18 protein-coding genes and 1 pseudogene are annotated in these 20,304 nt (G+C 37.2%); 9 read left to right on the top strand and 10 right to left on the bottom strand.

Annotated features, from left to right (window positions below; all coding sequences use genetic code 11):
• Window positions 1-175: 175 nt before the first annotated feature.
• Together MSG66_RS13100 and MSG66_RS13105 are read right to left on the bottom strand one after the other, a co-directional pair.
• Entirely contained in the window at window positions 176-1,132 is a 957-nt protein-coding gene (locus MSG66_RS13100; RefSeq protein ID WP_202743908.1) for a TerC family protein, read from the bottom strand.
• A gap of 318 nt (window positions 1,133-1,450) precedes the next feature.
• On the bottom strand, window positions 1,451-2,047 hold the full coding sequence (locus MSG66_RS13105) for an undecaprenyl-diphosphatase (protein ID WP_324654334.1): 597 nt from the start codon (window positions 2,045-2,047) through the stop codon (window positions 1,451-1,453).
• A 135-nt stretch (window positions 2,048-2,182) separates the two neighbouring features.
• On the opposite strand from MSG66_RS13105, the gene MSG66_RS13110 reads away from it, so the two are divergent.
• Window positions 2,183-3,433 carry a low temperature requirement protein A gene (locus tag MSG66_RS13110; RefSeq protein ID WP_324654335.1) on the top strand — a complete coding sequence of 417 codons (1,251 nt, stop codon included), beginning with the start codon at window positions 2,183-2,185 and terminating at the stop codon, window positions 3,431-3,433.
• 66 nt (window positions 3,434-3,499) lie between these two features.
• On the opposite strand, the gene mpl is transcribed toward MSG66_RS13110, so the two are convergent.
• Window positions 3,500-4,873, bottom strand: coding sequence for a UDP-N-acetylmuramate:L-alanyl-gamma-D-glutamyl-meso-diaminopimelate ligase (gene mpl / locus MSG66_RS13115; protein ID WP_324654336.1), 1,374 nt, complete (start codon window positions 4,871-4,873; stop codon window positions 3,500-3,502).
• A 238-nt stretch (window positions 4,874-5,111) separates the two neighbouring features.
• Here mpl and MSG66_RS13120 point away from each other — a divergent pair, with 238 nt between their 5' ends.
• The 4 genes from MSG66_RS13120 to MSG66_RS13135 all read left to right on the top strand — a co-directional run bounded on the left by MSG66_RS13120 (window position 5,112) and on the right by MSG66_RS13135 (window position 9,404).
• Window positions 5,112-5,474, top strand: a complete 363-nt coding sequence (locus tag MSG66_RS13120) for a DMT family protein (RefSeq protein ID WP_016139717.1) — start codon at window positions 5,112-5,114, stop codon at window positions 5,472-5,474.
• 281 nt (window positions 5,475-5,755) lie between these two features.
• Entirely contained in the window at window positions 5,756-6,271 is a 516-nt protein-coding gene (purE, locus tag MSG66_RS13125) for a 5-(carboxyamino)imidazole ribonucleotide mutase (protein WP_002115451.1), read from the top strand.
• A gap of 9 nt (window positions 6,272-6,280) precedes the next feature.
• Complete coding sequence (locus tag MSG66_RS13130; RefSeq protein WP_324654337.1) at window positions 6,281-7,402, top strand: 5-(carboxyamino)imidazole ribonucleotide synthase; 1,122 nt, start codon at window positions 6,281-6,283, stop codon at window positions 7,400-7,402.
• 709 nt (window positions 7,403-8,111) lie between these two features.
• Complete coding sequence (locus MSG66_RS13135; RefSeq protein ID WP_197730956.1) at window positions 8,112-9,404, top strand: lytic murein transglycosylase; 1,293 nt, start codon at window positions 8,112-8,114, stop codon at window positions 9,402-9,404.
• Between the two features lie 62 nt (window positions 9,405-9,466).
• Here MSG66_RS13135 and MSG66_RS13140 read toward each other — a convergent pair whose 3' ends face one another.
• The 6 genes and pseudogenes from MSG66_RS13140 to MSG66_RS13165 all read right to left on the bottom strand — a co-directional run bounded on the left by MSG66_RS13140 (window position 9,467) and on the right by MSG66_RS13165 (window position 15,950).
• Complete coding sequence (locus MSG66_RS13140) at window positions 9,467-9,841, bottom strand: hypothetical protein (RefSeq protein ID WP_080645631.1); 375 nt, start codon at window positions 9,839-9,841, stop codon at window positions 9,467-9,469.
• A gap of 101 nt (window positions 9,842-9,942) precedes the next feature.
• A pseudogene (locus tag MSG66_RS13145) lies at window positions 9,943-10,956 on the bottom strand (M57 family metalloprotease).
• Window positions 10,957-11,033: 77 nt separating this feature from the next.
• On the bottom strand, window positions 11,034-11,951 hold the full coding sequence (locus MSG66_RS13150) for a matrixin family metalloprotease (RefSeq protein ID WP_262474612.1): 918 nt from the start codon (window positions 11,949-11,951) through the stop codon (window positions 11,034-11,036).
• A 329-nt stretch (window positions 11,952-12,280) separates the two neighbouring features.
• Window positions 12,281-14,221: a molecular chaperone DnaK gene (dnaK, locus tag MSG66_RS13155; RefSeq protein ID WP_324654338.1), complete on the bottom strand. Its 1,941-nt coding sequence runs from the start codon at window positions 14,219-14,221 to the stop codon at window positions 12,281-12,283.
• 118 nt (window positions 14,222-14,339) lie between these two features.
• A complete protein-coding gene (gene grpE / locus MSG66_RS13160; RefSeq protein ID WP_324654339.1) occupies window positions 14,340-14,894 on the bottom strand; it encodes a nucleotide exchange factor GrpE in 555 nt (184 codons plus the stop codon).
• Between the two features lie 162 nt (window positions 14,895-15,056).
• On the bottom strand, window positions 15,057-15,950 hold the full coding sequence (locus MSG66_RS13165) for a LysR family transcriptional regulator (protein ID WP_324654340.1): 894 nt from the start codon (window positions 15,948-15,950) through the stop codon (window positions 15,057-15,059).
• Window positions 15,951-16,057: 107 nt separating this feature from the next.
• Between MSG66_RS13165 and MSG66_RS13170 the strand changes: the two genes are divergently transcribed.
• Both MSG66_RS13170 and MSG66_RS13175 read left to right on the top strand, forming a co-directional pair.
• The gene (locus MSG66_RS13170; protein WP_324654341.1) at window positions 16,058-16,924 is read left to right on the top strand and encodes an MBL fold metallo-hydrolase; all 867 of its coding nucleotides are present in this window, start codon (window positions 16,058-16,060) and stop codon (window positions 16,922-16,924) included.
• 392 nt (window positions 16,925-17,316) lie between these two features.
• Window positions 17,317-17,547: a hypothetical protein gene (locus tag MSG66_RS13175; protein ID WP_004640301.1), complete on the top strand. Its 231-nt coding sequence runs from the start codon at window positions 17,317-17,319 to the stop codon at window positions 17,545-17,547.
• Window positions 17,548-17,714: 167 nt separating this feature from the next.
• On the opposite strand, the gene MSG66_RS13180 is transcribed toward MSG66_RS13175, so the two are convergent.
• Entirely contained in the window at window positions 17,715-18,071 is a 357-nt protein-coding gene (locus MSG66_RS13180) for a hypothetical protein (protein ID WP_324654343.1), read from the bottom strand.
• Window positions 18,072-18,282: 211 nt separating this feature from the next.
• On the opposite strand from MSG66_RS13180, the gene MSG66_RS13185 reads away from it, so the two are divergent.
• On the top strand, window positions 18,283-19,353 hold the full coding sequence (locus MSG66_RS13185; RefSeq protein WP_324654344.1) for an alpha/beta hydrolase: 1,071 nt from the start codon (window positions 18,283-18,285) through the stop codon (window positions 19,351-19,353).
• Window positions 19,354-19,510: 157 nt separating this feature from the next.
• Window positions 19,511-20,062, top strand: coding sequence for a peptidylprolyl isomerase (locus MSG66_RS13190; protein ID WP_324654345.1), 552 nt, complete (start codon window positions 19,511-19,513; stop codon window positions 20,060-20,062).
• The last annotated feature ends 242 nt before the right edge of the window (window positions 20,063-20,304 follow it).

Raw genomic sequence — 20,304 nt, forward strand, 5'->3', positions numbered from 1 at the left:
AAAAAATTAAGGTGATTGTTGGCAATGCACTTAAATGACACTCATTAATTGCGAAGAAGCCACAATAAAAAGCACTTTTAGGCGGATATATAATATTTCTGTATTTTTAAATACAGCCTACTTTGAAAATTTGAATATCAAGGCATCTCATCTGTAGATGCCTTGATATGATGAATTAAGACTGCAACTGCTTTTTGTTGTGTCGCAATGATAGATAAGCAGTAATTGCTAACACCAATACGATAAAGCTTAACGAGATCCAGATTGGCATATGGAATACATCAAGCAACAACATTTTTGCACCAATGAATAATAAGATGATGCCTAAACCGTATGGCAAGTAATGTAGTTTAGTTGCAGCGCCAGCAAGTAAGAAGAACATTGCACGTAAACCTAAAATTGCCATTAAGTTCGCTGTTAGAACAATAAACGGATCGCTGGTTACCGCGAAAATAGCAGGAATAGAGTCGACTGCGAAAATGACGTCAGACGCTTCAACTAAAATTAAAACTAAAAATAACGGCGTTGCCCACAATAAACCATTTTGACGAACAAAGAACTTGTCACCTTCAAGCTGTGGCGTAATACGCATGTGCCTACGTAACCATTTTAGAACTTTGATGTCTTCAATATTGGTTTCTTCTTCTTGGCCTTTTAAGAATTTGAAGCCTGTGTAGACCAAGAACGCACCAAAGATATAAAGCACCCAAGAAAACTCTTGAACGAACCATGCACCAATAAAAATAAAGAGAGTACGAAGTACAATTGCACCTAATACGCCGTAGAGCAAAATTTTACGTTGTAGCGCAGGTGGAATAGCAAAAGCTGCGAAAATCATTAACCAGACGAAAACGTTGTCAATTGCGAGTGACTTTTCAAGTAAGTAACCTGCGAAGTATTCCATGGTTTTTTGATTTGCTAAGGTCACACCAGCAGTTTGCTGTAGATACAGCCATAAACCACCACCAAATAATGCCGCGACACTCACCCATGCCACGCTCCAGTAAGCTGCTTGCTTAATTGAAACATCCTGACCTTGCTTTTGCTTAAAGCCTAAAAAGTCAATCAGGAGCATTACGATGACAATGCCAAAGAACGCTATATACAGCCATAAATTGCCGATCGATTCCATAAAACCTCCACATCCGGCAATGGGGCATAAAAAAACCTTGACCCGTTGCCAGATGAATAAAACATCTGTACCAACATGATCAAGGTCTTGCCTACATCATGAATTTCATGATGCTCAGATACCGACTTTTTAATAAAAGTGTATTGACGATATCTGACACATAACATTGCTGCTATGTTTGGAGGAGGCTACTCCCCTTGTCAAACTAAATTCTGTTTTGGATAAAACATATCCAACTACGCATAGAATGGCAGATTTTTTAGGATTACGCAACTGAACTTAATTTCGTGTTTTTTAACACAACAATGGATTTAGAAGCTATTTAATTAAACCCCGATCTAAAAGCGGTTTGCATATGATTTTGTAGAGATGAATAAAAAATGCAGTTATGCGTGTGCCGTAAGCATTCCAGAAGTAATATCCGGCTGTATTGACCAATAGCGCTACAATAAAAGCGCCCAACATATCTAAAGGGAAATGCACGCCTAAATAAATACGCGACCATGCCACGACAAATGACAAGGATAGAAGAATAATTCCAATCAGTTTGCGCTGAGCAAATAAATAAGACAGGGCTATGGTGCTGAAAATCAGCATATGATTACTGGGAAAAGACGCGGTTGGCGCATGTTCGATAAAAGTGGTACCAACACCCATCACAAACGGCCGTGAATGATGGTAAAACAGAGAAATAACGTATCCTACTAAAAGCGAGACACATGTTAAAAAGACAGATTTAACCACCCTATTTTTTAAATCTTGGTCGCCATAGAACCATAAAAAAGTAAGAATGAATAAAAGGATATACAGGAGATCATTAGCAAAAAAGACAGCAAGACGAATGATAAATTGACTCGCATCCTGAGCACCATTAATTACATGGAATAAGCTAAGGTTGAGTGTTTCTAAAGACATTCATATTCCAAACAAGAACAAAAACGTGAGCTATGATAAAGAATTCAGTTTAATGTCTTGATAAAGAATTGTCACAAAAATGAAATATAGTTTGTTTGTGAGTAAAGATTAAACAGCAAATCTAGATAATTTTTAATGCGTGAACTGGGCGTTAATATTAAAGTGCTAACGTGTTGGCATTTTATTCGAGAACGTTATTTTATGACTACTCAAGAAAAACAGAAAAAATTAAGTTTGAGGCCTTTATCTCCAAGAGATCCAGAACAGCCGCATAGAGCAGCAACTCCCCTCGAATTATTGTTCGATTTAATTTTTGTGGTCGCGATTGCAACAGCAGGTCAGCAGCTACATCACGCTATTATTGAAAATCATCTATGGCATGCGTTACCAAGTTACCTGATGGTATTTTTCGCGTTGTGGTGGGCATGGATGAATTTTTCATGGTTTGCTTCGGCTTACGATAACGACGATGCGTTGTATCGATGCCTCACTTTTGTGCAAATTGCAGGTTCATTGGTGATGGCAGCAGGCATTCCCGATGTATTTCATAGTCAGGATTTTGACGTAATGATCATCGGTTATGTCATTATGCGAATGGCGTTAGTGACCCAGTGGTTGCGTGCAGCAAAATATGATCCTGCTCGACGTATTACGGCTTATCGCTATGCAATAGGGATTGTACTGGTACAGATTGGTTGGTTAGTTGCCAATTTTACCCATGTACTTTCAGTCCCTTTATTTTTATTTCTGGCTGCGATGGAGCTATTTGTTCCCTACTATGCAGAAAAATATTCACCTACGCCGTGGCATCCACATCATATTGTAGAGCGTTATGCCCTGCTTACAATTATTGTGTTGGGTGAATCAATTATTGGTAGCTTTAATGCAATCCGCGATGCGCTGACTGCTCAATCTATTAATATTCCTGCCGTTTTTTTAATGATCGGTGGATTGATGCTTATGTTCGCGATGTGGTGGGCTTATTTTGACCGTAGTGAACAGCATCACCATTTGAAAGGTGTGCGCCCGTTTGTATGGGGATATGGTCATTACTTTGTTTTTGTGAGTATTGCTACGGTGGGCGCTGCGCTTGCAGCGGCAGTGGATGTCACAACTCATCATGCCCATATTTCCAATTTATATATGGGAATAGTTGTTGCGGTGAGTGTAGTGCTCTATACCACCTGTATTTGGGTGCTATATGAATTTGAATGTTTAGCCGGAATCAGCAAATGGTTTTACCCTATTACGGCCCTCATCATTTTATGTATTCCGTTTATTTGTAATAACGTGGGATATAGTGTTTTTGCGATGGGTATTGTCTATAGTTTACGTTTAATGGTTTCTAATAAATTTATAGCCAATATAGATCCAGAACAAGTTTAAAACGGCTGAATAAAAAAAACGGGTTTCCATTTGAAACCCGTTTTTATTGAATCTTTAAAGCAAAAGTTAAGCAGCTTTTGCTTTTAATGCATTCATTAATTTTTGATGTAATCCGCCAAAGCCACCATTAGACATAATCACAACTGCATCACCCTCACCTGCTTCATTAACAATACGCTCAATAATTTCATCAAGTGAACGGCTGACTTGAGCATGGTTAGACGCAGCTTCAATCACGGGTTGTAAATCCCAATCTAAACCTTCTGGCTGATACCAGATGACTTCATCTGCTAAGCGTGCTGAGTGTGCTAAACCTTCTTTATGGCTGCCCATACGCATGGTGTTTGAACGTGGTTCGATAATCGCCCATAAACGACGTTCGCCTAAACGTTTACGTGCGCCATCTAAAGTCGTGTCAATTGCAGTCGGATGGTGAGCAAAGTCATCATAAACCTCAATGCCATTGACTGTGCCGAGTAACTCCATACGACGTTTCACGCCACCAAAGTTAGACAAAGCTTCACAGGCTTGTTCAAGCGCAACACCCACATGCTGAGCAGCTGCAATCGTTGCCAAAGCATTAGCTACGCTATGTTGTCCTGTCATTGTCCATTTCACTTCACCGATGACATTGCCATTTTCGAGGACTTTAAAATGGCTACCATCAATTGAAATGAGTTCAGCAGATAAAGCCGCTTTTTCATTCGCTTCTAGACTTGTACGAATCACTGGTGTCCAGCAGCCCATTTCAAGTACTTCATCAATATGAATTTCCGTAATTGGCGCAATAATGCGGCCTTCACTTGGAATGGTACGCACAAGGTGATGGAATTGCTTTTGAATCGCTGCAAGGTCATCAAAAATATCGGCATGGTCAAATTCAAGGTTGTTTAAAATCGCCGTTTTTGGGTGATAGTGAACAAACTTAGAGCGCTTATCAAAGAAAGCTGAGTCATATTCATCGGCTTCAACGCAGAAGTATTTGCCGCCACCTAAACGAGCGCTTTCACTAAAACCAAGTGGAACACCACCAATTAAAAAGCCTGGGTTTAAACCCGCCTGATCAAGTACCCAAGCCAGCATGGTTGTAGTCGTAGTTTTACCGTGAGTACCAGCTACACCAAGTACATGTTTACCTTGTAAAACATGGTCAGCAAGGAACTGTGGACCAGAAATATATGGCAAGCCTTCGTTCAGCATATATTCCACAGCATCAATACCACGTTTCATGGCATTTCCGACAATGACTAAATCTGGATGTGGTTGTAAATGGCTACGGTCATAGCCTTGCATGAGTGTAATGCCTGCATTTTCTAACTGGGTAGACATTGGTGGATAAACGTTTAAATCCGAACCGGTTACCTTATGCCCTAAATCACGAGCTAAAAGTGCTAAAGAGCCCATAAAAGTGCCACAAATACCCAAGATATGCAGATGCATTGCTCGCCTTCTCCACTGCTTCTATACACAGCACGTCAAGTGTCTGCGCGTTCATTATTGATAAATTTGGCAGCAACGATAGCAAGGCTAAACGGGAAAAGATAGTCAAAAATCGTTGTTGTTCTATATGGTTGAAGCCCCAATGAAAACGTGTCTTTTATTTTTTGTATTTAAGCTGAATGACAGTTTTATCTTTTATAATGTTTTGTATCTTTAAAATACTTAAATCATCGTAAAGATGAAGGATGTGCCTTTGAGCCCAACGGTTTTAGCTTTTGCGTTATTAGTTATTTCTAACTGCTTTATGACCCTTGCATGGTATGGGCATCTAAAATTTTTACATCACGCTCCCCTTTGGCAAGCGATTTTATTCGGCTGGATTATTGCTCTGCTTGAATACAGTTTTATGATTCCCGCAACTCGTATGCTGAGTGCGCAAGGCTGGCTACTCGGCGAGATGAAAATTACTCAGGAAGTCGTCACTCTGATTGTGTTTGTACCGTTTATGCTTTTCTTGTTTAAGCAGCCATTTAAATTGGATTATTTGTGGGCAATGGTATGCCTATTTGGTTGTGTCTATTTCGTATTTAGAAGCCAATAAACTGCAATAGCTTGTATAGAATCAATTATTCAATACAAGCTATTACTTTTCCAAATACCTGATTATTTTGCAGGATGTTTAAATAATATTAATAAAATTTGAGAATGTATCACTGTTAAACCATGACATTTTTTTTATGAGATTAAAAATATTCGCAGAGCTGGTCAGTTAAATTTTCGTGAGATGAAAAATCAGTCTATAATAATGGGCTTCCGAACCATTTAAAACTTGGCTCTCGTCGAGATTTATCTTCTTTTACTTTTGTCTCTGGAACATTAGCAATGAATGCGGCCGCAGCACAAGACGCTCAACCTCTCGTTGGAATTATTATGGGTTCTCAATCTGATTGGGCAACTCTCGAAAACACAGCCAATATGCTTAAACAGCTTGGTGTCCCATTTGAAGCGGAAGTGGTATCTGCTCATCGTACTCCAGATCGTTTATTTGAATATGCAGAAACTGCGCGTGATCGTGGTATTCAAGTGATTATTGCTGGTGCAGGCGGTGCAGCGCATTTACCTGGAATGTGTGCCGCAAAAACTGATTTACCTGTTTTAGGTGTGCCAGTTAAATCATCAATTTTAAATGGCGTAGATTCTTTGCTTTCAATCGTACAAATGCCAGCAGGTATTGCAGTGGGTACTTTAGCGATTGGTCCAGCAGGTGCGACGAATGCTGCAATTATGGCGGCACAAATCTTAGGTTTAACTCGCCCTGAAATCGCAAAAAATGTTGCTGATTTCCGCGCTGCGCAAACCGATAAGGTTGCAAGCAAAAATATTCCGGGTCAGGTGTAAGAGGCTGAGATGGATAAAACTATCGGTATTTTTGGTGGTGGGCAATTGGGTCGAATGATGGCTCAAGCAGCATTACCATTAAATATTCAGTGTACTTTTTTTGAAGCAAATACAGATTGTCCAGCAGGTGTTTTAGGCCAAGTCTTTTCTAGTCAAGATGAGCAAGGTTTAAAGCATTTTATTGAAAGTGCTGATGTTTTCAGTCTTGAGTTTGAAAACACCCCCGTGGAAGATGTTGATGTTTTAACAAAAACCAAAGCATTGCACCCTCCCCGTGTTGCTTTAGCGACTGCGCAAAATCGTTTATCAGAAAAAGCATTGTTTGATGAACTTACTATTCCTGTTGCGCCGTATCGTGCTGTAGATAGTTTAGAAAGTTTGAAAAAGGCTGTTGCTGAGCTTGGTTTGCCGATTGTGCTTAAGACAGCAACTGGTGGATATGACGGTAAAGGTCAGTTTGTACTTCGTTCAGAAGACCAGATTGACACCGCGTGGGCTGAACTTGGTCCTGCAAAAAGTCTAGTTGCCGAAAGCTTTGTTAAATTCTCTCGCGAAGTTTCAATTATTGCGGTGCGCGGCCAAAATGGTGAAGTAAAAACTTGGCCATTGGCTGAAAATCACCATCATAATGGCATTTTATCGCATTCAATTGTTCCTGCACCGAATAGTGAAGCTTTACAGCCTGTTGCTCAAGACTACATTACGCGTTTGCTGAGTCACCTCAACTATGTTGGTGTGTTGACTCTAGAGCTGTTTGTGACAGAGCAAGGTTTATGTGCAAATGAGATGGCACCACGTGTGCATAACTCAGGTCATTGGTCAATTGAAGGCGCTGTTTGTTCTCAGTTTGAAAACCATATTCGAGCTGTTGCTGGTCTGCCGTTAGGTTCAACAGAAGTTATTCGTCCAACAGTCATGATCAATATTATTGGTCAGCATCCTAAAACTGAAGATGTACTTGCCTTAAATGGTGCTCATCTACATCTTTATAACAAGTCAGAACGTGCTGGCCGTAAGTTAGGTCATATCACTTTAATGCCTTTGGATAGTAATGAATTGACGACGTTATGCCATCAATTGGCAAAAATTTTGCCAGAACCACTCGCTCTAACAGAAAATATGACTCTCTAAAGTAATTTTAATTTCCTAAAAAGCGATCTTCGGATCGCTTTTTTCGTTTTTTAAATTTAAAAAATAATAAATTATGAGTATTTGAGGTTGTGGATAACTTTTTGTAGGAATTTTTGAATTTAAATATTGAGGGTTTTTTTAAATTTAAAAAAATGGAAACAAGTTTTTTACATTGTTTTGAATTTAAAGTTAGTTATCCACAAGAGGGTTCTATTTATAACAGACGTTAGGGCCACGTTATTTTGAATTCAAAACGAATGATGTTTGTTGAAATGTTTTAAATTCAAAATAACGTAGCAAGTTTGAATTTAAAACATGGGTTAACTTTTGAATTTAAAAATACCGATTGTTCATTTGAATGACTTTTCTATGTTTAAGAAATGATGGAATATAGAATAGAATCAATAAATAGGGGCATTTTTGCTTGATTGTGGATAAGTTTATCCACAGAAGCACCTGTTTTATAGTTTAAATTTAAAATAAGTTTTTTGAATTTAAACTATGCGCTATTATTTTGAATTCAAAACTGGTGATGTGCATCGCAGAATTTTTAAATTCAAAAACAAAGTAGGGTATTTGAATTTAAAACACGAGAAATGAATTTAAAGAAGAGATTATGAATTCAAATTTACGTTTTCTCTCTGAAATTTTAGACTCATAATGGTATGGTACTTAAAAATTTAAATTCAAAAATTGAAACTGGGATAATATGCGACGTTTTTCTTGTATTGTTGGCTCTGTATTTTTAGCAATGACTCAGGCTCAAGCAGAGCTCGTAATTAATGGTTCTACAATATCTAGCAGTGCCACTGTTCCGGCAGTGACTAACGAAAATTATACGCCTAATAATAATTTCCAAAGTTGTTTGGCAAATTTACGCTCTCAAGCGATTGCTGCCGGAGTCTCGGGGGCGTCTTATGATCGTTATACTCAAAACTTAACTCCAGATTATTCGGTTATTGATAAATTAAATTATCAACCAGAATTTTCGACACCAATTTGGGATTATCTTTCTGGGTTAGTCGACGAAGAGCGTGTTGAGCTTGGAAAACAAAAACTGGCGCAATATCGTGATGTTTTAAATCGTGCTTCTCAAACCTACGGCGTACCACCAGAAACAATTGTGGCAGTGTGGGGTGTGGAAAGTAATTTTGGTGATATTTCTGGAAAATATCCTTTATTACAGGCACTCGGAACTTTAAGTTGTGAAGGCCGCCGACAAAGTTATTTCCGTACTGAATTTTTTGCCACCATGCGTATTTTACAGCGTGGTGATTTAACCGAAGATCAACTGAAAGGTTCATGGGCTGGGGCATTTGGACATACGCAATTTATGCCATCGACCTATGAACGATTAGCTGTTGATTTTGATGGAGATGGTCGTCGCGATTTGGTGTCTAGTACAGCTGATGCACTGGCTTCAACAGCGAATTTCTTAAATAAAGCGGGCTGGCAAGCAGGAATGCCATGGGGTTTTGAAGTAAAAGTTCCCCAAGGTATGTCAATTGATGGAGAAGGGCGACGTTCAAAGAAAGCTTTAAGTAGCTGGAGTGCAAGAGGTGTTACTCGGATTGATGGCTCTCCACTTGTTCAAGGCGCTTTATCTAGCAGTACTTCGGCAGGTTTAATGGCACCAGCAGGTGTAAATGGTCCAGTATTTTTAGTATTTAAGAATTTTGATGCTATCTATAGTTATAACGCTGCTGAAAGTTATGGTCTTGCAATTGCTCACCTATCTGATCGTTTAAAAGGCGCTCGTCCTTTTGCAACATCTTGGCCAACTGATGATCCAGGAACTTCACGTATGGAACGTCGTGAAATTCAACAATTTTTGATTAATCGTGGCTATGATATTGGCGCGGTTGATGGCCTTATTGGTGATAAAACCCGTGTAGCTATTCGTCAGGAGCAAACTCGTTTAGGTTTAAATCCAACAGGACGGGCTGGGCAACAAATCTTACGCGCATTCCGTCAAGAACAAGCCCAAAAAATGATGCAATAAAATGAAAATAATAAAAAGGTCTGCACATGCAGACCTTTTTTATAAATATTTTTATAAGATTGCTAATCTAATTTAACCGCTTCCAAAATATCAAAAATAACTGAAGTGACATCTTGGCTTAAATCGCGATCATTAAAGATTTCATACGCAGTGATCGTAACATCTGTATCACTTGGTAATTGCTTTTGTTCTTCTTCAATTAAATGTTCAATCGGTAACAGAGTCTGTTTTACTTCAAGATGTAGAATATCTTTATATTCAATATTTTCATCTTCAAGCTCGATTTCATGCTCATTGAAAAAGGGGATTAGAATAGAATGAAGGTAAGGTTTAATTTCAATAATATCAAACAGTTCAATATCACGTGTTTGTTCAATTGTACTGATATGATCATTTACTTCAATCAGGATATGATAGTAACTCATCTTCATCTCCATTCTATTTTCGTTAGCTTTGATGACCACAATAACATGACTTTGACATGAATTTCGATGTATCTATTTAGAAATAGATACATCATTTTATATGAAGTTCTTAATTATTGAGGTAAAGCACTTAATAGATCGCGATCAGCATCGGTAAGGCCAGTGATTTTTTTGTCACCATCTTTACGAACGGAGTACATCAAGGCATTTGGTTGATCACTGTGTTTTAAACCAAGCGCATGCCCTAACTCATGAGCAATCGTTAAACGTAAATCATCAATAGACTTAAACTCGTAAATCACAATTTGTTTGCCGTTGTAGATACCTTTTTTAAAGACATCCGCTTGAGCATTTTGCTTAAATTGGTTTAATGAATCATTAAACTCATTATTAATCTGATTAAAGTGAGTAACTTTAGTATTTAAATCTTTAGCTTGCTCATTATATGCAGCAATTTCTTTCTTTAAAGCAACAGTTTGCTTTTGCAAATCTTTCTGGGTTTTAGCCAAAGATTTAGCACTGTATTCAGGTGCTAATTTGCCTTGGTTAAGTTGCATCATTTGCTGGTCTAGATTTTTCAATTTTCCATTCAAAATCTGCTTTTTATTTTCAAGGTCAGATTGAGTTTGACCAAGGGTTTGCTTTAATTGCTTAATTTGTTGCTGTTCATCAATTACACGTTGCTGTTCTTGCTGGAACTGAGCTGCAATTTTTTGACGCTGTTCAGAACGACTTTGACCATTATCGTAAACTAGGCGAATTTCTAACTTTGCATTTGGATCATAAGTAAAATAATCCTGCCCAGTACCTTGTTTCCAAATATCCGCAGCTTGTTGGCTAATCTGAATCAATTGATCTTGGCTCAAACCAAAACGTGGGTCAATTTCAGCAATTTTATAAGTCAGATGCTGACCTGTTTTTTGCTGAATTTGAGTATGAGCTGGGGTGGCAAGATTAGCATTGGCTTGAAAATTAGAAAAAGCAAAGGCTACGCCTAGTAACAAAGATGTTAAACGCATAATTGATGGGGGGAGATTTTAAAAAAAACGTATTATAAGAATATAAAGTGAAAAATCAATCAAAAAATATACAATTTCAATAAATAAATGAGACTTTAGTCTCGTTATTTTTACCAAATGCCAAATTATTTTTTAGAAAAAATTCAATATATTTGGTTTTATTTAGTTTTTTTAATCATTTAACTTTAATGATTTTCCTTAATTGAACTATAAATAGAGCCTAATAACTCTAAATCTGAATCTGTTAATTTGAAATTATAGATATCTTGCTCTTTTAAACGCGGGTACATTAAAGATTTAGGATCAGTAGTATGTTTTAATCCTAAAGCATGACCAAACTCATGAGCAAGGGTCAAACGTAAATCATTTAAAGAAGTATAACCATAAATTTGAATTTGGTTTTGACTAAATAGGCCTTTATGAAAAGGCTGAATACTGGCTTTTTGCTCTAGCTTAAATTGTGTCATTAAAGTCATTAAATCACTTTGCTCTTGATTTAGATTTTTAATTTTTGCATTAAGCAATTGAATTTTAATATTTAAATTATTTGATTCGTTTTGCAGATTTCCAGATTTTTGCTGTAGTTGATTTTGCTGCTCTTTTAACTCATCGGCACGATAGTATCGTTGTTCTCCTTGATTAAAGCGTGTCACGTCTCGTTGATATTGTTCAAACTCAGCTTTTAGACTGATCTTTTTTTTGTTTAAATCTGATGATAGCTGATCAATTTCTTGTTTGTTTAAAATAATCTCTTCATTTTTAATGCGCCATTGTTCCTGCTTTTGCAAAAGTGTATTTAAATTTTCCTGTTGCTCACTTTTCATCATTTGATGATCATCATAAATTAAGTTAACTGATAACTGTGCTCCTGAATCATAAATAAAATAGGTTTTTCCAGTCTCTTTGTGCCAGATTTCAGCAGCTTGTTGGCTTACTTCAATAAATTGTTCTTTAGTGAGTTGAAACCGTGGGTCAATAAAAGCAATTTGATACTTCAAAGGTTGATGAGATGAACCCATTGGTAGATTACTTTGAGCAAAGATCTTCGTTTGAAAGCCTATGCATAAACACAAGCTCAATCCCCACCATAAAAATTTTTTCATGGCAAAATAAAAAATATAAATAAATCTTATTGTTAGCTACTTAATCAATTTCGTCAAAATGATAAAAAAGACAAGAGAGTGGGCGAGCTTTGTGATCTTGGTACAAAAATTGAAAAAGATGTTTTTACACTTGGCAATAATGGAATAATTAATGGAATAAGTAACAATGTATTTTACTTTATAAAATCTTTTTTATAATTAATAGATTAGTTTTTATAATTGACTTTTTTGACATTAGACAATTAAAAAATATACTTAAAAAGCTATTGTTATTTTTTGTAACCGATAAAAAACCGCGCCTAAGCGCGGTTTTTTATTAAAGAAACAAATTATTTTTTGTCATCTTTAACTTCAGTAAACTCTGCATCTACAACGCCATCATCAGCTTTTTGTTGACCTGCATCGCCACCTTGGAATGCATTTGGATCAAAGCCTTCTGCACCACCAGCTTGCTGTGCTTGTTCATAAGCACGTTGAGTGATAGGCATTAAGATGTTTTGTAAAGCTTCATTTTTAGCTTTGATATCTTCAACATCATTTTCTTTGGTTGCTAATTCAAGTTCAGAAACCGCAGTACTTACAGCTGTTTTTTCATCTTCAGTAACTTTATCACCAAGATCTTTAACTGCTTTGTTCGAGCTTGAAATTAATGCATCAGCTTCGTTACGAGCTTTTGCAAGTTCTTCAAACTTACGATCTTCTTCAGCATTCGCTTCAGCATCTTTAATCATTGCTTCGATTTCAGCATCAGACAAACCTGAGTTTGCTTTAATCTGGATCGATTGCTCTTTACCAGTGCTCTTATCTTTAGCAGATACTTTCAAGATACCATCAGCATTGATGTCGAAAGATACTTCAATTTGTGGCACACCACGTGGAGCAGGTGGAATGTCACCTAATTGGAAGTTACCCAACAATTTGTTTTGTTGAGCCATCTTACGTTCACCTTGGTAAACAGAAATGTCTACAGCAGGCTGGTTGTCAGCAGCAGTAGAGAACACTTGTGATTTCTTCGCAGGAATCGTCGTGTTTTTCTCAATGATTGGTGTTAATACACCACCCATTGTTTCAATACCTAAAGTTAATGGTGTTACGTCTAATAAAAGAACGTCAGTTTTGTCACCAGACAATACCGCACCTTGAATCGCAGCACCAATTGCAACTGCTTCATCAGGGTTTACGTCTTTACGTGGCTCTTTACCAAAGAATTCTTGTACTTTTTGTTGTACAAGCGGCATACGAGACTGACCACCAACTAAAATTACGTCAGAGATGTCAGAAGTCGAAAGACCAGCATCTTTAAGCGCGATACGACAAGGCTCAATTGTACGAGCAACTAAATCAGCAACCAAACCTTCGAGTTTTGCACGTGTTACATTGATCACTAAGTGTTTAGGACCAGTCGCATCAGCAGTGATATATGGAAGGTTGATTTCAGTTGCATTCGATGAAGAAAGCTCGATTTTTGCTTTTTCAGCAGCTTCTTTCAAACGTTGTAATGCAAGTGGATCATTTTTCAAGTTCACACTTTGTTCTTTCTTAAATTCTTCAACCAAGAATTCAATTAAAGCGTTATCAAAGTCTTCACCACCAAGGAAAGTATCACCATTTGTTGATAACACTTCGATTTGTTGGTCGCCATCAAGATCTGCGATTTCAATGATTGATACGTCAAAAGTACCACCACCTAAGTCGTAAACAGCAATTTTACGGTCGCCTTCTTTTTTGTCCATACCGAACGCAAGTGCAGCAGCAGTTGGTTCGTTAATGATACGTTTAACATCTAAGCCAGCAATTTTACCCGCATCTTTAGTTGCTTGACGTTGAGCATCATTAAAGTAAGCAGGAACAGTAATAACTGCTTCTGTAACTGTTTCACCTAAATAGTCTTCTGCAGTTTTCTTCATCTTTTTCAAGATTTCAGCAGAGATCTGTTGAGGTGCTAATTTTTTATCGTTTACTTCTACCCAAGCATCACCATTGTCAGCTTTGATGATTTTATAAGGTACAAGGCCGATGTCTTTTTGTACTGCTTGATCTTCATAACGACGACCAATTAAACGCTTAATAGCGAATAATGTATTTTTCGGGTTAGTTACTGCCTGACGCTTAGCGCTTTGACCAACCAAGATCTCGCCATCTTTATAAGCGATGATCGATGGAGTTGTACGTGTGCCTTCAGCGTTTTCGATTACTTTTACTTTATCGCCTTCAAGTACAGCAACGCATGAGTTGGTAGTACCTAAGTCAATACCAATAATTTTTGCCATGTGACGTTTTCCTCAAAAATTCTTTTGCAATGTTTTTGCTTGTTATCCGATATGAGAGTGAATCTATTTTTTTCAAGCATTTTAGCTAAAAAAAATCTAAAAACTCTCAAAAATTTACTTATTGACCGACCATAACCATAGCAGGGCGCAATAAGCGACCATTTAAGGTATAGCCTTTTTGTAAAACAGTACCGATTTCATTCGCTTTAGCATTTGGATCAATACCAACTGCTTGATGTAACTCCGCATTGAAACCATTCTTAGTGTCAGCTTCTACAACGCCAAATTTTTCAAGCGCAGTTAACAGTGACTTCAAGGTTAATTTAATACCTTCAAGTACCGGTGTTTCTTCATCACCCGCCGCTTGAATTGCGCGCTCTAGATTGTCTACAGAATCCAGTAATTCTTTTGCAAATTTTTCAAGCACAGTTTCCTTATGCTTTTCAGACTCACGTTGAATACGCTCTACACTCTTTTGTGCTTCGTAAACAGCATTTGCTGTACGTGCTTTTTCAAGTTTAAGACTTTCTTCTAATTTAGTGATTTGCGCTTGTAAAGATTCAACGGTAACGTCGTTTGCTTGCTCTCCACCTTCAGCCTGAGTTTGCTCATTAGATTGCTCTGCTTGCTCGTGTTGAATGTCTTGAGCTTGCTCATTTTGCTCATTAGCCATTGATGATCTCCGTTTAAATGGGTTTTTAAACATGTACAGTCCTTTTGGCATCAGTATTTACTGTGTAAAACCTGAACTGCCATGCATATGCTGTAATTCATTAATAGGGATGAAGTATGGGCATTGCCTAAAAATTCAAGCGTACACGGCAATTTAAAACTTTTAATTTTGCGGTTTTAAGTAAAAATCTAAATTTTCGATCATAAAAGCAATAAATTCCTGCGTTATTTTTGGTAAATGTTGCCTCGATGCATATACCACTGACAGACTTAATTCCGGAGCTGAAAAGTTTTTAAATAAAGGAATTAGTCGTTTTTCTTTTAAATCTTTTTTAACTAATAGTGACGGCAACATAGCCACACCTTGGGCATGTAGACACATATCATAAACAGCATTTACATCATTACTTTTAAAGGTGACGTTTAAAGGATAATTCTGCGGTTGTTGTTCTTCATCAAAAAGTGTCCAAAATTGATGTTGGCTATGGTGAGTTAAACATTCATATTGAATAAGTTGTCTTGGGTGAGAGAGGGGGCTATGCTCTTTTAAATAGTCTGGATGAGCACAAAATATCGATTCAATCTGACAGACTGGTCTCGCAATTAATCCATCTGCAACTTTTTGCGTTATACGCAAGGCTAAATCGACCTGTGCATCAATCAAGTCAATTGTATTTTCAGTAAGATATACGTCAAATTGAATATGTGGATGTTGTTTTTTAAATTGACGAATACATTCCCCAACACCCAATTGAAATAAAAATAAACCACAGGTAAAGCGAATCGTACCGTTATGTTGTTCGGGTGCTGCCAGCTCTTGTAGAAGTTGTTGTTGTTGTAAAATATTTTCGCAGTAGAGTAGGGCTTTTTCACCGGCTGGAGTGAGAGATATTTTTCGGGTATTCCGCTGAAATAGTCGAGTTGAGAATGTATGCTCTAGGTGTTCAAGATAGCGAGAAACCATGGCACGGGAATAATTAAGATGCTCGGCGGCTTTGGTTAAATTGCCGTGCTGAGCAATAGAAACAAAGACCTGTATGGCTTTTAAAGTATCCATATGCTTTATCATTATTACAATATATGCAACAGTTTATCTTAATTTTGGGCATTTATCTTGCAGGAATTGCAATTTAAAGTGTTCTTTATGAAATTGGAGAATACACAATGAAACTTTTTAAATTAACTGCTTCAGCCCTAGCAACTGCCACAGCTTTAACGATGGCTCCCTCAGCTTTTGCACAAGATCTAAAAATCCAAAATTTTCTGGCTAAACCAGAACATTTTGGAGTGACTTCCACTTTAATTGAAGGTGATAAAGAAGTTTTATTAGTGAATGCGCAATTCTCAAAATCTGAAGCATTACGTATTGCGGCTGATATCCTTGATAGTGGTAAAACTTTAAAAACAATTTTCGTAAGTTATGGTGACCCAGACTTCTATTTCGGATTAGATGTATTTAAACAATACTTTCCGAATGTACAAATCATTGCAACTCCGGAAACCGTTAAACATATTCAAGATACTCAAGCACTGAAAGTGAAATATTGGGGACCACAGATGGGTGCCAATGCACCTAGCCAAATTATTGTGCCTAAAGCTTACACTGCCAAAACTTTAAAACTTGAGAATGAAGCAATTGAAATTAAAGGTAAAAAAGATCTTACTTATTTGTGGATTCCTTCTGCAAAAGCAGTAGTAGGCGGTATTCCAGTATCTTCAGGTATCCATTTATGGATGGCAGATACTCCTAAAACTAAAGATCGTGCTGAAGTGATTCAATCTCTAGAAAGTATCAAAGCTCTTCAACCTCAAACGGTAGTTCCTGCCCATATGGTTGAGGGCGCTCCACAAGGTTTGAATGCAGTTAACTTTTCGATCGATTATCTCAAGAATTATGAGAAAGCAGCCAAAGTAAGTAAGAATGCTAGCGAATTGAGTCAGCTCATGCAAAAACAATATCCAGCCTTAAAAAGTGTGGATAGCCTCGAGTTAGGTGCAAAAGTTGTAAAAAGCGAGATGCAATGGCCATAATTTAAAGCCATATATCTTAAATTTTTAAAAAAGCCGTGATCTATACACGGCTTTTTTTGTGGGAAAGAGGATTTTTTAAGCGAAAAATCTCTGTAACAGTCTACGTACCTTATATTGCGTTTCTATAAAGAGAAATTTTTTAAGCCAATAAAAAGTGCAATATAAAAATTAGAAATTGATAAAGTTAAACAAAAGCTTAGCCTCAAGCATTTATATAAAAGATAGGAGTAAGGGTAGGGAAGTGAATTTAATAAAAAATTGCACAATTTGTACTTCTATTACTACAAAAGACAACCAATGATACGCACGCCAGAAAAAAAAATTGTGAATTATAGGCAGCGCGAAGATGAACTTTGCATTTAAGTGTTTGTCGTAATGAAAGGAAAATGATTATGAAAAAATTAGGTCTTATCTCTGTAGTACTTGCTGGTGTTGCTTTTACAGCTGTTGGTTGTGCATCTGAAGCTGGTTTAAATGCATCAGGTTCTGCTCAAACAAGTGCTAGCCCATCTGGCGTAGAAGCTGGTGTAGGTGTTGATGCTGGCGTTTCTGGCCAAGCACAACCAGGTCAAGTTGATGCTGGTGCTTCAGGTTCAGTTTCAGGTTCTGCAACTGCTCAGTAATTCTTAGCGATAAGAACAGTTAAAAGATTATAGAATACATATATTCAAGATGCCGATTTATATATGAAATGAGCTGCTACTCATTATTCTATAATTAAGAGAGTTTAGAATTCTCAAAAAAGCCCCAAAAGACGTAGCTTATTGGGGCTTTTTATATAGTAAAGAATTTAGTCATCATGACGATAATCTCGATGATCACGATCTTCTACCCGTTTTTTATCCCATTCGTGGCGTCTTTTATCGTCATCACGGTGTTTTTTATCCTCGTCATGGCGTCTTTTATCCCATTCATGACGGTTTCGGTCCTGTTCGCGAGCAACTCTTCGTTGTTGTTCATATATTCTTTGACGTTCTTCCCAACGTTTTCGTTCCCAATCATTATATCGACGTCCATCATTGCGATCATAGCGATTAGTATCATGGTAACCATAACCACTACGATAAGAAGGATCGTCCGTATAAGCCACACAGCCTACAGTTAAAAGACTGGTTGCTAATAAAGTAACAACTATTTTTGTTGACATAACCGTACCTCTTTTTGTCTGGTAACAATAATTGGCAAAAAATTCCTGTTTTAAGTGACACATTTGTTAATGACATTTGCTTTAAATCAGATTAGCGTAATTTGGGTTTTACCTTTGTATCTTGATTACATGAGTTGTATGCGAATATAGTCAAATAACAACAGAATTCTGTAGAAAATATGAAGGATAAGAGGAATTCATGGAGATAGGCATGACAGCATTCAATCAAAAAATTCAAACATTGCTAGATAAGGGCCAAGGCCCCGCTGCTCGAGCTCTTGATAAGTTACCTCGATTAGCTCAAGAATCACTTGCCAAAATTCTTGGATATTCTTACCAATATCCAGATCTCGACTCATTTACTAAATGTCTCATGGCTGTACAAATTAAACAGGGTCGTATCGGTTTCATTGGTTCAGACCCAATTGAATCTAGAAGGCTGTTCGATACTCAAATGCTGGCTATACGCCAGAAATCAACAGATATTGATTCAGTAGAAGATATTCGGTTACCGCTCCAAAGCGGAACTGTTTTCGCAAGACACTATCATCCGGCACCTAGTAAAAAATTACCTCTTCTTGTTTTCTATCACGGAGGAGGGTTTGTTGTTGGTGGTTTAGATACTCATGATGAGGTTTGCCGCTTATTAGCAAAATATGCAAAAGTACAAGTACTCAGTATTGATTATCCTCTTGCACCTGAGGTTTCTCCTCAACATTTAATCCAATCGTGCGAAGATGCTTTGGCTTGGGTATATCAAAATCGTAGACAATTAAAAATATTAAAAGGTCGAATTGCTGTAGCGGGTGACAGTGCAGGTGGAAACATCAGTACAGTCGTGGCTCAAAGATCAGTAAATAAACCTTATGCTCCACAGGCACAACTTCTTATTTACCCTGCAGTGGATTTCAAGAGCCGACATCCATCCTTTTATGCTTATAACGAAGGATTGGTTTTGACAGATAACGATATCAATAATGTCACTCAATATTATGCAACTCAGCATAATGTAGAGTTAGACGATCCTATTATCTCTCCAACCTATGGTAACTTGAAAAAGAATCCACCGGCTTTTGTGATTACTGCTGGGCATGACGTATTACATGATGAAGGAAAAATCTATAGTTATAAGCTACGCCAAAATGGCGTCAAAATGCATTATGAAGAATACGCAGATCAAACTCATGGATTTATAAATTTGACGCCTATTTCTAAAAAGGCCAAACGTTACACCATCGAGTTCAGTAAAAACTTTAGAAAATTCTGGGATAAAAATAGCTAAATAATAGTTTGGTCCATGTTTCACGTGGAACGTGGGCTTATACTCAAATCTAAAATATAAGGCTTTAAATAAAAGATAATAAATACTCACTAGAATTCTTTTATATAGACGATTAAATTTAACCTTTATTAAGTTTTGCATTTTACTGTAGGAAGATATGAAAAAATTATTAATGCTATGTTGCTTGGGTTTAAGCAGTCATTCAGTCTGGGCTGACACTTTAGTTGAAATGCAAACGAATTTAGGCAACATTGAAATACAGCTTTATGATGAGAAAGCTCCAATCAGTGTGAAGAATTTTAAAAGCTATATAAAGTCGAACTTTTATAAAGATACGATCTTCCACCGCGTAATTCCTGGATTCATGGTACAGGGTGGTGGACTTACTGCAAATATGCAGGAAAAAACTACTCGAGCACCAATTAAGAACGAAGCTGGAAATGGAATTGCTAACACACGCGGAACCTTAGCAATGGCTCGTACCGCAAATCCTGATTCAGCTACTAGTCAGTTCTTTATTAATGTTGCTGATAATAGTTTTCTAAATCGCTCAGCTGGTAATGCAGGTTATGCAGTTTTCGGAAAAGTGGTTAAAGGTATGGATGTCGTTGATCGCATTGTAAAAGTGCCAACAACCAATGATGGAGCCCATCAGAACGTACCTAAACAATCTATTAAGATAATAGATATCAAAATCAAAAAAGAATGAAAATAAATTTCCATATAGTTTTCTGTTTTATATCAATGATATATACTTAAATTAAGCTTTGTTGTTAATTTATTTGAGTAAAAAAGAGACGGTCGAGTGCATGTGTTTGGAAAAGTGCTTGCGTACTAATTTTTTTCCCCTATAATGCACTCATCCCGACGCGATACATGAGAATATCTTAGCTTACAGGGTTAAGATGAAAACTTGGTATTGCGTTGAATTCTGTCTCTGACGAAGAGCAG

The sequence above is a fragment of the Acinetobacter sp. IK31 genome (genome assembly GCF_035615195.1).
Taxonomy (GTDB): Bacteria; Pseudomonadota; Gammaproteobacteria; order Pseudomonadales; family Moraxellaceae; genus Acinetobacter; species Acinetobacter calcoaceticus_C.